The 14,102-nt window shown below is 37.5% G+C and carries 13 protein-coding genes and 2 pseudogenes; 4 read left to right on the top strand and 11 right to left on the bottom strand.

Going from position 1 to position 14,102, the window contains the following annotated elements:
• Nucleotides 1-218: 218 nt before the first annotated feature.
• Nucleotides 219-410, top strand: coding sequence for a helix-turn-helix transcriptional regulator (locus tag DKZ56_RS05575; protein ID WP_062899126.1), 192 nt, complete (start codon nt 219-221; stop codon nt 408-410).
• Between the two features lie 99 nt (nt 411-509).
• Complete coding sequence (locus tag DKZ56_RS05570) at nt 510-1,880, top strand: class I SAM-dependent methyltransferase (protein ID WP_208651756.1); 1,371 nt, start codon at nt 510-512, stop codon at nt 1,878-1,880.
• A 58-nt stretch (nt 1,881-1,938) separates the two neighbouring features.
• Here DKZ56_RS05570 and DKZ56_RS05565 read toward each other — a convergent pair whose 3' ends face one another.
• Complete coding sequence (locus tag DKZ56_RS05565) at nt 1,939-3,162, bottom strand: MvaI/BcnI family restriction endonuclease (protein WP_079935696.1); 1,224 nt, start codon at nt 3,160-3,162, stop codon at nt 1,939-1,941.
• A gap of 683 nt (nt 3,163-3,845) precedes the next feature.
• Here DKZ56_RS05565 and DKZ56_RS05560 point away from each other — a divergent pair.
• Nucleotides 3,846-4,226: a hypothetical protein gene (locus DKZ56_RS05560; RefSeq protein ID WP_208651755.1), complete on the top strand. Its 381-nt coding sequence runs from the start codon at nt 3,846-3,848 to the stop codon at nt 4,224-4,226.
• 380 nt (nt 4,227-4,606) lie between these two features.
• Here DKZ56_RS05560 and DKZ56_RS15545 read toward each other — a convergent pair.
• From DKZ56_RS15545 to thiD, 4 genes and pseudogenes are all read right to left on the bottom strand, one after another.
• Nucleotides 4,607-4,798 (bottom strand): annotated as a pseudogene (locus DKZ56_RS15545) (transposase); the annotation flags it as partial.
• 197 nt (nt 4,799-4,995) lie between these two features.
• Nucleotides 4,996-6,106, bottom strand: a protein-coding gene (prfB, locus tag DKZ56_RS05555) for a peptide chain release factor 2 (protein WP_208651754.1) whose coding sequence is annotated in 2 segments (ribosomal slippage) — nt 4,996-6,033 and nt 6,035-6,106 — 1,110 coding nt in all. Because the reading frame shifts where the segments join, the coding sequence is not laid out codon by codon here.
• A 202-nt stretch (nt 6,107-6,308) separates the two neighbouring features.
• Nucleotides 6,309-8,816: a preprotein translocase subunit SecA gene (secA, locus tag DKZ56_RS05550; RefSeq protein WP_208651753.1), complete on the bottom strand. Its 2,508-nt coding sequence runs from the start codon at nt 8,814-8,816 to the stop codon at nt 6,309-6,311.
• Nucleotides 8,817-9,028: 212 nt separating this feature from the next.
• The gene (thiD, locus tag DKZ56_RS05545; protein WP_208651752.1) at nt 9,029-9,853 is read right to left on the bottom strand and encodes a bifunctional hydroxymethylpyrimidine kinase/phosphomethylpyrimidine kinase; all 825 of its coding nucleotides are present in this window, start codon (nt 9,851-9,853) and stop codon (nt 9,029-9,031) included.
• Between the two features lie 302 nt (nt 9,854-10,155).
• Between thiD and DKZ56_RS05540 the strand changes: the two genes are divergently transcribed.
• Complete coding sequence (locus DKZ56_RS05540; RefSeq protein WP_208651751.1) at nt 10,156-11,046, top strand: DMT family transporter; 891 nt, start codon at nt 10,156-10,158, stop codon at nt 11,044-11,046.
• 79 nt (nt 11,047-11,125) lie between these two features.
• Here the strand turns inward: DKZ56_RS05540 and hpf are convergent, their stop codons facing one another.
• From hpf to fliT, 6 genes and pseudogenes are all read right to left on the bottom strand, one after another.
• On the bottom strand, nt 11,126-11,680 hold the full coding sequence (gene hpf / locus DKZ56_RS05535; protein WP_208651750.1) for a ribosome hibernation-promoting factor, HPF/YfiA family: 555 nt from the start codon (nt 11,678-11,680) through the stop codon (nt 11,126-11,128).
• Nucleotides 11,681-11,791: 111 nt separating this feature from the next.
• A complete protein-coding gene (locus DKZ56_RS05530; protein WP_208651749.1) occupies nt 11,792-12,190 on the bottom strand; it encodes a PilZ domain-containing protein in 399 nt (132 codons plus the stop codon).
• Between the two features lie 197 nt (nt 12,191-12,387).
• Nucleotides 12,388-12,489, bottom strand: a pseudogene (locus DKZ56_RS15540) (ATP-binding protein); the annotation flags it as partial.
• Nucleotides 12,490-12,514: 25 nt separating this feature from the next.
• Entirely contained in the window at nt 12,515-12,958 is a 444-nt protein-coding gene (locus DKZ56_RS15810) for a flagellin N-terminal helical domain-containing protein (protein ID WP_342775806.1), read from the bottom strand.
• A gap of 338 nt (nt 12,959-13,296) precedes the next feature.
• Nucleotides 13,297-13,698 carry a flagellar export chaperone FliS gene (gene fliS, locus DKZ56_RS05520; protein ID WP_208651748.1) on the bottom strand — a complete coding sequence of 134 codons (402 nt, stop codon included), beginning with the start codon at nt 13,696-13,698 and terminating at the stop codon, nt 13,297-13,299.
• A 37-nt stretch (nt 13,699-13,735) separates the two neighbouring features.
• Nucleotides 13,736-14,098 (bottom strand): flagellar protein FliT, encoded by a 363-nt coding sequence (fliT, locus tag DKZ56_RS05515; protein ID WP_208651747.1) that lies wholly within the window; start codon nt 14,096-14,098, stop codon nt 13,736-13,738.
• Nucleotides 14,099-14,102 lie beyond the last annotated feature (4 nt).

Raw genomic sequence — 14,102 nt, 5'->3', positions numbered from 1 at the left:
TTGTCTGCTTATCGGTGTTTGTAGCGGCATGCGCGATATGGATTGTGAGGTGGGATGCGGTGCATCTTATTTGTTTCATTCTGTGATATCATAATTCGTATGGCAATATAGTGTTGGATAGTAGTAATATGTAGTTATGTACACTAATTTCTGTTAGAGTGATAGTGTGTATAAAAAATATCCCATATATATGAATTACCGTTTATAGGTGGTTTAAAATGAAGTGTCAGTTAAAACTAATATTAGACGAAATCGGAATGACTCAGAAGCAACTAGCCGAAAAAGTTAATGTTTCAACCCCTACAATTAGTAGTATTGCTAAAAATCAATCTATACCAAGGTTAGACTTAGCTTTCCGAATCAGTAAAGCAGTAGGTAGAAAGATAGAAGAAATATGGATATACGAATAAAATTAAAGTAAAGTTAAATTTATTAAAATAAACTTTACTTTTTTTCTTTACTATGGTACTCTAAACTAGAGAGTTTTTCTTTTTATGGAGAGTGAAGCTATGAAAGTAATGAATACAGGAAACATGTTAGAAAATCGTGATGAAGCTATTCGTCAAATCTTTTTAAATATTTTAGAACAAGATGAGGATTTTTGGGATTTTCGAAATGAAAATACCAAGGAATTTTCACACGGGTATCATTCATATCCGGCCATGATGATTTCTCAAGTAGCAAGAAATTTAATGCGTATGATATTGAGTAATCAACCGAATATAAAATCTGTTTTCGACCCTTTTATGGGTTCCGGAACCACTTTGGTTGAAGGGGTTTTACATGGTCTAGATTCTTTTGGTACGGATTTAAATCCTTTGGCTAGATTATTGGGGAAAGTTAAGACTACTCCATTAAACCCTACTTATTTATCGGAAGTTGCTGAACAATTTATTTTTTCTTTAAGTAATGATGAGTTAAGCTATAAAAATGGTGACCTTGTTTTAGAGAAACCTGAATTTAAAAATATTGATTATTGGTTTAAGCCATATGTTATTGATTATCTACAGATTATCAAAAATAACATCAAAAAAATACAACATGACGATATCAAGTTATTCTTTTGGGCTGTATTTAGTGAAGTTGTGAGATATGTTTCTAACACTAGAAATTCGGAATTTAAATTATATCGCATGGATGAAGAAAAATTAGCGGATTGGAATCCTAATGTATTCGATGTATTCATTAAGTTTTTAAATCGTAATATTGAATTGAACCAGCAATTTTATGAATTATATAATGAACAAAACCCTACAAACCAACCAGCGGTAAAAATATTCGATTTAAACGCCATGAATCTCGAAGGAATTGATGATAACAGTTTCGATTTACTTATAACATCTCCTCCTTACGGTGATAGTAGGACTACGGTTGCCTATGGGCAATTTTCAAGGTTATCTTTACAGTGGTTAGATTTTAATGAAATCGGGGAAGATGAATCTTTAGTCAAAGACATAAATAAAATTGATGCATTACTTCTTGGTGGAAAAGTTGATAAAGAATTAAAAAATAGCTTAGCTTCTGAAACGTTAGAAAGAACTATAGAATCAATTGCTATAGAAGATGAAAAACGTGCTAAAGAAGTTCTGCAATTCTATATTGATTTGGATAAGGCACTTAAAGAAATAGCAAGAGTTATGAAACCTAACTCATATCAATGCTGGGTAGTTGGTAATCGAACAGTAAAAAAAGTAAAGATACCAACTCATCAAATAATAATTGAGTTATTCCAAAAATACGGAGTGAGACACGTCTTAACCTTCGAAAGAAATATACCAAACAAAAAAATGCCTAAAGAGAATTCGCCGACGAATAAGGTCGGTGAGAAAGTTACTACAATGAACGGTGAAGTGATTTTTATTCTAAGAAAAGAAGGATAAACACACGTAACTTCCGCAATCGCAAAGCGACTCGCGGAAGTTACGACTATGGTTTGGACTATGGTTTTACTAAAATTTGCTGTTCTTTAAAACAAATCGGGAGATGACTCCGTAAGATTCTGAAAGCTGTACCATGGTTTCGAGGTCGGCCGTTATTCTTCATGTGCATACGCAAATCGACTTTAATATAACCATCTTGTACAGCTTTCATAAAACCTTTAAAATCAAATCCTTTCAGTAAACGTGCTTCCGTGTAATGGAAATGTTCGTCTGCATCTTCTCCTATATGGTCGGCATAAACATAAACTAATGCCGGAAGTTTATCTTCGAATGTTTTTTGTAATAATTCTGCTGTCCAGTAAACATCTAATGGTATATCTTTATGAATGAGACGAATTTCTTTATTTGTAACCTCTAATTTAAAACCTTGTGCATTATAATCCAAAGCGCTTATTGTAGTGTACAATTCTTTGATACGGTCTTCTTTATCGCTATCATAAGCAAAAGTTTCTAATAAATAGCGGTCACGTTTACGACCTTTATCAGAAAGAGGTTCTTTAGTGAAAAGTGTAAGCATTGAAGAAGTGTTGCGTCTAGCCGCTTTAAGTTCCGCTACACCTAAATCTGGTAAAGAGATGTTGTTTTCAGTCAAACCAAGTTCCTGTTCTAACGTATGACCTACTCCTGTATCTCCACGTCTCAAGGTACGAATGTAACCTTTTGCTTTGATTTCTTCCAATTTTTTGATGAATGTTTTAATATCCATCATATTATAATCACTCCTTGTGTCAGTTAATAATTTCGCTGGATTTACATTCAATGCTATGGAAATAGCAATCAACTTCTCGAAGCTTAAATCATGCTTCCCTCTTAAAATTCTTTCAAGTGATTTAGTGCTACCATCTCCCCCTATCAATTTAGATAAATGACTTTGGGTAAAATGAGGGTTCAATCGTTTTTTGTTATACTGAATTAAACGAATATTTTGTGACAACAAACATCTCAGTTTTTTAATTTCATCATCTGTCATAAGTGAAATCTTATCGTTGAGTAATTCAGAATAACTCCAATTTGGATTCTTGAAAAACAATCGAATATCAATATTTAGGGATGAAAATATTTTGCATAAAGAAGAAAATCTAGGGAGACATTTACCACTTAATATACGACTAATCTGAGATGTAGAAAGTCCAGAACGTTTAGCTATTTCAGTAGCTGTTAGATTTGTTTCATACAAGATGGATATAAGAGAATCCATATAATTTTTTAATTCTTTATCCATCCGTTCTAAAAACTCATGTATCTCAACTCCTTTAGTTAATGTTATTTGTTGGACGTTTTTAGTTTATAACCATATTAATTAGGCTTCTCCCTACATATATGCAAAACATTAACTAAGGATTGTCGTCATCTGTCGCCGCTGTCTTGCGTACGTATGAGTGGACACGACATGCGAGAAGGTTCCGGGGCAAATAACCTTACGCTGATTGTAAGTGATCTATCAAACTTAGACATACTGATACTACTAATCTAAAATCTAAAAAATGACATGATTAGTATAGAAAAAAATTTATCCAAATAAAAACATCATTAGCCTAAGATCATCCATATCGCCTCATAATCCGTAAGTTAGTAGGAAATTCATATCCATTGTTTTTTGTGAATTATCTTCGCATCAAAGAATTACCTCTTGCTTTTAATTAAGCAGAGGGAATAAGAAAGCCTTGTAAAGTGATCAAATCTTTGATAAACTGAGATTGCATGCGAAATTTCCTCCATGGTTGATGGTTTGGTCACCTTTACCATACAGGAAATTTCGCATTTTTTGTACCCTTGATCAGAAAACAACCTGATTGTCAAGTACATTTTGTGGTGAAGAGCCTTATAATTTAAATAGTATAAAATAATGTAATAAATGGTATAATTATTCTATATAGTAATATTAATGGGACATAGGTGATAGGAATGTTAATCGTTAGAACCAAAGAAGAATTAAAAAGAGCTAAAGAAAATAAGGTTAAAGAATTTATTGTTGTTGGAGAACTCGCTCAAAAGTTGCACAAAGCCGAAAAAATCAGTAAGTTAAGTAAAACAGCAGCAGTTGCACTAGCAGGGGCAGTTGGAGTTGGTGTAGCAACTACACCAGTTACTGGCGGTGGATCATTAGTAGTTTCTGCTTTGACTGGAACAGGAGTCGCAGCAACTGCTGGTGTTTCAACTGGTGTTATTTATGCTGCGATTGCTGTAGGTGGAGTGCTGTTAGTTTATGCTCTTTACAAGGAATATAATGTAACGGTCATAAGAAGACTAGATGGAACCATTGAATTGCAGTTTAATAGAAAATAAATGGGATCGGTGCCTGTCACCGTCCAAAGTTTATCAAAATATCTCGAAAGGCTCTGTGGAGAAAAATCTCTACAGGGCTTTTCTTTTTTTAAATCTGTACCAAACATAATTTCAAATATATATTATGATTGTGAACCCATAGTCATAGTGAGGCTGGGACAAAACCCCCTCTAAAATGGAAACAGCCCATGAAATTTTGGAATGAAATTTCATGGGCTGTTTTTCATTTTTTCAATAGAGCATTTTGCAAAATTAGATTTTTTGGATAAAAGTATAAAAAATAAAGCACTCGACAAATAGCTACCAGCATGTTATTTTACAAAATATTACAATAATCCTGTTTTTGGGCATACCTACAGAATTTTTCACATTGAATTTTTTTAAGCGGCTTTCTTCCCTTTATTTTCCTTTGCCATCGCTAGCGCTGAAACAAGTAATACAATAGCGTTCAGGTAAATATGGGTCTTTACTTTTTCAATTCCCCATACATGTAGGGAGTTCGCCGTAAGGTAGCTTTTCATTCTTGAATTACAGCGTTCTACACTTGTCCTCTCGTTGTAAAGCTCTTTCCAACAATAGCCCTCAATCCGAAAAAACTTGGGATTGAAGGGCTATTCATCGTGCGTACCAGAGGGTGCGCATTTTTTTATTTATCTCACATATTTCGGGCTTACGAAGATACTTCCCCTTTACGCATCCACCTCCAACTCCCCCATCCTAAAACAAAAAAACGTGCAAAACCAACCATGATTTTGCACGCAATAATCCGTTATTTTTTCGATGCAATTTGGGAACGCAAATATGCATTAATAAACATATCAATCTCGCCATCCATCACCGCTTGCACATTTCCAGTTTCCACGTTGGTGCGGTGATCTTTTACCATGGAATATGGATGGAACACATAGGAGCGGATTTGGGAGCCCCAACCAATTTCCTTTTGCTCCCCGCGAAGAGCCGCAAGTTCTTGCTCTTGCTTTTCAATTTCCAATTGATACAATTTGGCTTTCAACATATTCATTGCTTTTTCGCGGTTTTTGATTTGCGAACGTTCCGCTTGGCAAGAAACAACAATGCCTGTTGGAATGTGCGTAATGCGGACAGCGGAATCAGTTGTGTTTACGTGCTGGCCGCCTGCACCTGTCGAACGGTACGTATCAATTTTCAAATCTTCCTGGCGAATTTCGATTTCAATTTCATTATTAAACTCAGGCATAACCTCGCAAGAAACGAAAGAAGTATGGCGGCGGCCGTTTGCATCAAAAGGCGAAATGCGCACTAAACGATGCACCCCTTTTTCCGCCTTTAAGTAGCCATATGCATTATGCCCTTTAATCAACAATGTTACCGATTTAATCCCTGCTTCATCCCCAGGAAGATAATCAAGGGTTTCCACTTTGAAACCGTGTTTATCTGCCCAACGAGTATACATGCGAAGAAGCATGGAAGCCCAGTCTTGAGATTCCGTACCGCCTGCTCCAGGGTGAAGCTCTAAAATGGCGTTGTTTTTATCATAAGGCTCGCTTAATAAAAGCTGCAGTTCAAAGTTTTCAAGTCTTTCTTCAAACTCTTTTAACTCCTGAACTAGCTCTGCCTGCAAATCTTCATCCGGCTCTTCCTTCAGCAACTCAAGCGTCATTTCCAAGTTTTCCTGGGTAGCCGCTAAATCCTTTAATTCATTCACAATAGATTTTATACTATTGACCTCATTAATGATGCTTTGGGCTTTATTTTGGTCATCCCAGAAATCCGGCATCATCATAATTTCTTCCAACTCTTGAATGCGAGCCTCTTTATTTTCTAAGTCAAAGAGACCCCCTAAAATCCGCCAATTTTTTGGCTGTAGTTTCCAACTTATTTCTCACATCTGATAATTCCATAAAAGCTCCTCCAATTTACATTAGATTTGAATGAATGGTCCCTATTCTTCACCAACCATTCAGAAATCACGAAACAAAACCGTGCCATCGATAGAGATGACAACGGTTTTGGGAAACAATATCTTGCACAGCACTTGTGGGAGAAAGAAATCCGCCGCAGCAAACAACTTCCCCACTAGAAGATATGCAAACACAAGACATCTTAAGATACTGCACCGTGGCAGTTTTTATATTTCTTGCCGCTGCCGCATGGACATGGGTCATTTCTTCCAATGTTTTGTTTTTTGCGGATTGGCTGGCGTTTTGGCTTTTCGCCGTCTTCTTTCGGATTCACTGCCTGTCCTTTCGCCACTTCTTCCCGCTCTAGATTGTAACGAATTTGGGCTTTCATTGCATATCTTGTCACATCTTCGCGGATAGCAGCAACCATTTCTTCAAACATGGCAAATCCTTCTTGCTCATATTCACGCAATGGATCTGTTTGGCCATAAGCGCGAAGGTGAATTCCTTGGCGCAATTGATCCATCGCATCGATATGGTCCATCCATTTCGTATCGATGGAGCGAAGCAAGATGACTTTTTCGAACTCGCGCATACGTTCAGGCGTCAATTCTTGTTCTTTTTCGTTGTAGCGTTCGATTACTTTATTATAGATAAACTCAATCATTTCTTCAGGCGATTTTCCTTGTAAATCATTTGCTGTAATCTCACCTTCATCTAGGAGATTGGCTTTAATATAATCTTCCATCGCCTTGAAGTTCCAATTTTCTTTATTTCCTGAAGTATGGGTATATACCATATTCTCAATGGATTCGCGAATCATAGTTTCCACAAGTTCGCGCATATTTTCAGATTCCAGAACCGCATTCCGTTCTTTATAAATGACTTCCCGTTGTTGGCGCAATACTTCATCATATTGCAACAAACGTTTACGGGCGTCATAGTTGTTCCCTTCAACTCGTTTTTGGGCAGATTCCACCGCTTTAGATACCATACGGGACTGGATTGGCTGGGAATCGTCCATGCCGAGTTTAGTCATCATGTTTTTCATGCTGTCGGAACCGAAACGGCGCATTAACTCATCTTCAAGAGATAAATAGAATTGGGAAATCCCAGGGTCTCCTTGGCGTCCTGAACGACCGCGGAGCTGATTGTCAATACGTCGGGATTCATGGCGTTCTGTACCGATAACCGCTAGTCCCCCAAGTTCTTTAACTCCTTCGCCAAGCTTGATGTCCGTACCACGACCAGCCATGTTTGTCGCAATAGTTACGGCACCTTTTTGGCCGGCTTGGGCGATAATTTCCGCTTCACGCTCGTGGTTTTTCGCATTTAACACATTATGCGGAATTTTATGTTTCTTCAACATCTCTGAAATGATTTCAGACGTTTCAATGGCCACCGTTCCAACAAGCACCGGCTGTCCTTTCGCATGGCGTTCCGCAATGTCTTTCACAACCGCTTCAAATTTCCCTTTCATTGTGGCATAGATGATATCCGGTTTGTCAATGCGGGCAACCGGTTTGTTTGTAGGAATGACCACAACATTCATATTATAAATATTTCGGAATTCCTCTTCTTCCGTTTTGGCTGTACCGGTCATACCAGCTAATTTTTTGTACATCCGGAAGTAGTTTTGGAAAGTGATTGTTGCAAGCGTCATGGATTCATTTTGGATTTCCACGCCTTCTTTTGCTTCAATTGCTTGATGGAGGCCATCGGAATAGCGCCGCCCTTTCATCAAACGGCCTGTGAAGCTGTCAACGATGATCACTTCTCCATCTTGCACAACATAATCTACATCCCGGTGCATTGCAACATGCGCTTTTAATGATTGGTTGATAGCATGAAGCAGGCGCACGTGGGACAAGTCATACAAGTTGTCAATGCCAAACGCTTTTTCCGCTTTCGTCATACCGGTTTCCGTCAGCATAACCGTTTTTGTCGTTTCATCATAAGTATAATCTTCATCTTTTTTAAGCGTTCGGACAAAAGCATTGGCTTGGACATAAAGTTGCGCTGAACGCCCTGCATGTCCTGAAATAATTAATGGTGTTCGCGCTTCATCGATTAAGATGGAGTCCACCTCGTCGATAATGGCAAAGTTAAGCGAACGCTGCACTTTATCTTCTTTATAAAGCACCATGTTGTCACGCAAATAATCAAAGCCCAGCTCATTATTCGTGCTGTACGTGATGTCTGCTAAATAAGCTTCGCGTTTTTCTTCTTTCGATAAACTATTTAAATTCAACCCAACTGTTAAACCTAAAAATTCATACAGTTTGCCCATTTCAGTGGCGTCGCGTTTCGCCAAATATTCATTGACCGTCACTACATGAACCCCTTCACCAGGAAGAGCATTCAAATAGACAGCCATAGTGGAAGTCAACGTTTTCCCTTCCCCGGTTTTCATTTCCGCAATGTTCCCATCATGCAATACCGCAGCCCCCATTACTTGAACGCGGTAAGGGTACATGCCAAGCACTCTTCGTGAAGCTTCGCGACAAACGGCGAACGCTTCCGGCAATAGGTCATCTAAACTTTCACCGTTTTGGTAACGGGCTCTAAATTCGTCGGTTTTATTTCTTAATTCTTCATCAGAAAGTTTTTCCATTTGCGGAGCCAATGCATCCACTTCATCAGCGATTTTATTTAGACGTTTCAATTCTTTTTTATTCATATCAAAAAATTTATTTAAAATATTTGCCATCGAAAATCTTCACTTCCCATTCAGTCTTAACTTTCATTTTATCATTGGCGGAATATTGGTGCAAATAAGCGCCTTGAGTATGGAGATTTGCAAAATTATCCATTATTAATTATTGCGCAAAAGCCAATAAATTGGAAGGGCGAAAATGAGAGGTTTTAAAAAAAGAAAAGCAGTTGAATGCTGGCAAACCCAACACACACTGCCTTTAAAATTTATATTTCGTTAAATTGCACTTCATCTTCTCCATACACCTTATAAGCGCGATGATCAATCATTCCAGGGGCATATTCGAATGGAATGAAGCGTTTAATGCCTGCTGTAACAAATTTTTTAGCGTTCAATACCGCTTCTTCCATTGGCTTTCCTTTTGCCAATTCCGCTGTGATGGCTGCTGAATAGGAGCAGCCTGCGCCATTTGTGTGAATAGTATCAATTCGAGGGGCTTCTAATTTATACATTTTATTTCCATCATATAATATGTCAACAGCTGGCCCTTGAAGCCGTCCACCTTTTACAAGTACATATTTCGAACCAAGCTGCATCAGGTCTCTGGCTGCATCTTGCAAATCTTCAATGGAGTTGATTTTCTGCCCTCCAAGCAAGTAAGTCGCTTCCGGCATGTTAGGTGTAATAATGGTTGCTTGTGGAATCAGTTTGGTTTTGAGCGTTTCCATCGCATCAAAATCAAGCAGCGGCGAGCCAAATTTTCCAAACATCACCGGATCGACAACGATGTTTTGGATGGAAGTGGATGCAAGCCAATTGGCCACCAGTTCAATGATTTCTTTTGAAAAAAGCATCCCTGTTTTTAACGCATCAATATCATTTTGTTCGTTCATGATGAGAAGTTGCGCTTCAATGGCATCTAAAGGTTGAATGAAGAGGCCTTGTTCTTTGCTGGGATGTTTTGCGTTAATGGCCGTGATGGCGGTAAATCCGTACACCCCAAGCTCTTGGAAGGTTTTTAAATCCGCTTGAATGCCAGCACCACTGCGGGCAGCAGCACCTGCTACTGTACATGCTTTCCGTAATGTCATGATTCTTGCTCCTTTGTGAATACCAAGTAGAATGATAAATTTATTTTAAATCGTTGATGGCATGGAAGAAAATATTCAAAATAGATAATTTGTTTAAGGTCAGATTAAGGATATTAGTCAATCCACTGAAGTGTTACGCCATACAAGCGGGCAAAGGGGGTTGCCAAGTTGACATAGCCGCTTTCAAGAAGTGACTAGCCAAAAAAGGGGGCGCCAAACTTCCAATTGCTTAAGAACCTCCTGCTCAATCCTCACATATACTATTGGGCACACTTTAGTCTACCGTGGAAGAAGGTTGCCCATTGACGGAAAACAAAAAACAACTCGTTTCCTATATCCTTCTTGCATTGCTGATCATTATTTGGGGAGTCAGCTGGCCTATCTACAAACATGGAGTGCAATTTATGCCGCCACTTCTCTTTTCAGGGATTCGTTCCTTTATCGCAGGCAGCTTATTATTCCTTTTTGCATGGAAATTGCGCCACGCCATCCGATTCAAAGAGCATTGGAAGTTTTACGTTATCTCAGCGATTTTAAATAACATTCTCTACCTCGGCTTGCAAACAGTTGGCATGGTGTACTTGCCAGGAGGATTATTTTCAGTCCTTGTTTACATCCAGCCAGTCATTCTTGGCATCTTATCCTGGTGGCTGCTCAATGAAAACTTGACCATCGCCAAAATATTCGGCCTCCTACTCGGATTTACAGGGATTGTACTAGTGAGCATTGACGGGCTGATGATTCATCTTTCAGCCATTGGAATCATACTTGCCCTTGCAACAGCACTTGCTTGGGCCAGTGGAGTCGTTTTCGTCAAAAAACTCAAAGCCCGCATCGATTTTTATTGGATGGTGGTAATGCAGCTCATTCTCGGCGGGGGAACGCTCCTTGTTTCCGGGTACTTTTTGGAGGATGTTCATTCGATTATATGGAACGTAGACTTAATCAGCACTATTCTTTGGGGCGGAACAGCAGGGATGGCCGCGGGGCAAGTGATTTATTTTAAATTGATGAACGAAGGGGAAGCAAGCAAAGTCGGTTCCTATACGTTTTTAGTGCCGATTATCTCAGTGGTCGTCAGTGCGATTTTTTTAGATGAAGCCATTACGAAAAATTTGCTGTTTGGCATGCTTTTGGTGGGTGCAAGCATTTACTTAGTGAACAGCAAAGAAAAGCGAGTAGCCGATAATTAGAAACTTCTTTACATTTTCTCGCCTTCCACGAAAATTAAAAAAGCTCCCTGCATGCGCTTGCAGAGAGCTTGAGATGTTATTAATTTGTTTCAATTAAGCCGTACTTACCATCTTTGCGTCTATAAACAATATTTGTGCTGTTTGTTTCAGCATCAGTATAGATGTAGAAGTCATGGCCGAGCAGGTTCATTTGAAGAATGGCTTCATCTTCGTCCATTGGTTTTAAGTCGAATTGTTTTGTACGAACAATTTCGAACTCTTCTTCTTTGCTGTTTTCATTGTTCGTTGGTGTTGAACTACTTGCGAAGTAAACACCCACACCTTCACGATCACGAATTTTGCGGTTGACTTTTGTTTTATGTTTACGGATTTGACGTTCCAGTTTATCCACAATCAAGTCAATGCCTGCATACATATCATCGTGGCGTTCTTCAGCACGGAGCGTTAAATTTTTTAAAGGAATCGTTACTTCCACTTTTGACTTTTTGTCATTATACACTTTCAAGTTTACATTAGCAGTAGCGTTAACTCCTTCATTGAAATATTTTTCAATTTTCTGAACTTTGTTGATAACATACTCTCGAATTGCTGGAGTTACTTCAATGTTCTCACCGCGAATGTTAAAGTTTAGCATGTAAACTCCTCCTTTACTTACCCTATGTAAATTATATTCTACATAAGTTTGCAAATTCCTTCTACAAACTATGTAATGATTTAAATAATTCGACAAATTTTTCGAAATTCCCTAAAATTCCATTTGTTTCTTATCAATTACTTCTTTCCTTCTTCGGCGCTTCATTTCGCTGATAATCAAATCCTCGACAGCCGGTTGATTTCTAAAATGAAGCCCATAATAAACGCCTGTTCGATAAGATTGGCTCCAACGAATGTAACCAATTGCCTGGATTTTGATAATATCCAACACAAAATGCATTTCGAGCTGCAATAAATCAGGGGGATGTTTGTAAATTTTGGAAATGTCGAAGTCCGTAAACACTTTCATTCCCTGAGGACCAATATCAATAATTTTACATGGATGCATCTCACTATCAATCCGACGTCCGTTTACAAGCACAGAAAATTGTGCATCTAATGGTTGATTAAAAACGAATCGAAACGCATCGTTGCGTTTATATTTCATCATCATTATTCCCCCAATCAGCAATCTACTTGAACTTTTCTTAATTATAAATATCGTTGGCAAAAAGAAAATATCAATAGAAAAAACTACTATTTTTTTCAAAAATGTTTGACGTTTTTTAAATAACTCCGATATTTGTTTTTGGCAAGTGTATGAGTTGGCAATTAAAAATGCATATATACACTTGCCAAATTCCATGGTTAACGTTGAGAGATTGAGTCTTTGTATCGGTGACTTTCACCATTGAAGATGATTAAATGAGAATGATGAATCAGCCGATCAATGACGGCCTCTGTTAAAATTGAGAAATTTACCAAGGTTACCTTTTCAATGGCCTCCAATAAAGCATTGACAATGGAGTCGGCCGTATTGAAGAAGCTGCGTTACCTTTAGAATCGAAACCTGCAACGGCTCAAGTTGATTTTGCAAGTGGTTTTTTGTTTTATAGGACCTGCATAAATTAATTGCCATTTTTAGTTTGCCATAACCAGTTAAAATATCTGTTTTTAATAATGCAATATTATTAAAATGTGTAGTATCAGAAATGCGATTAATTTCTTCTAAAATTTGTTCTACCTCTTGTTGAATCATTTCGCAATCTTCATTTGTATTCGTATCATTTGCAGCTTGCACCATTAGACGCTGCAATAGGCTGTTTACCTCTTGTAATGCTCTCTCAGCTGTTTGAATTAGGGAAATGCCGTTCTGAATATTTTTGCCTGCCATATTCAGTCCGCGAATTTGCCCTCGTATGTTTTCGGATATGGCGATCCCTGCTGCATCATCTCCAGCTCGATTGATTTTGTATCCAGAAGATAATTTTTCTAATACTGGTTTTTCGAGAGTGAATTATATGTATTCAAAGCTGAAATATTATGTGAAATTCTCATAAAATCCTCCGAAATTTTTATTAAAAAAATAAAAGCCACTGGGATGATCACAGTGGCCGATTTCAAGTTTCACTATTTCCTTTAAGCTATCATTTCAGTTTTATACAACAAAGCGCATAGCTAAATATATTCAAAGTGACGAATAGCCTCTTCTTAATCTATCGATATTATAGTTTGTTCATATTCTTAAAAAATCTCGTGGGTAAACCACTAACAAATTTATAATTGTTGATTATTTCCATATTGTTGCTGTCGATTAATTTGAATTACTTGTTTCCATGTATCGCGGAATTCTGTTACAAATCCTGAAACTTCATCGAGGATGGCAATATCATTTTTAATATTTGCCTGAATTAAACGATAATTCATATATTCATATAATGAATACATTTGTTTAGCAATTTCATAATCCATATTTAGTGTAACCATTAATTCATTAATAATGGCTTGTGCTTTTTGGATATTTTTATTTTTTTCTTCAAAGTTTTTCTCTTCAATTGCTTTTTTAGCTTTTGCCAAAAATTTCAAACATCCATTGTATAGCATCAATGTTAATTCACCTGGTGAGGCAGTTGTAACGCTGTTTTGTTTATAACTATTAAGCGCATTTTGCACTGTCATGTATAGACACTCCTTTTAGGAATTTAAAAAGCAGGTATTAACTTTTTCGATCGTAATACATACCGTCCATAACTTGAACATTAGAATATGGATTCATATAATGTTTCTCATTTTTTTTGGTATTTTGTATATCTCTTAGATCTTTTTTTACTTCTTCCATTACCAGTTGCAATTTTTCCCCTATTCTTCGATTCAACTCCATAAGCATGGCGTGGGATTTGATTTCTTTGTTCAACTGAAAGTTTTGCGCTTTGAGAGCATTAATGATTTTCCCCTGCTCATCTAGCAAAAAATTAATTCGATCTATATATTGACTTCTTTCTTCACCTTTTGGAATAGAAGAAGACAGGAGTTGATAAAGCTTTGCTGAAATTTGTAATAATTCATTTGTCAAATCCATTTTA

The sequence above is a fragment of the Ureibacillus thermophilus genome (assembly GCF_004331915.1).
GTDB lineage: Bacteria > Bacillota > Bacilli > Bacillales_A > Planococcaceae > Ureibacillus > Ureibacillus thermophilus.
The sequence above is the reverse complement of the archived record's forward strand: the minus strand, read 5'-3'. Positions and strand labels throughout refer to the sequence as shown.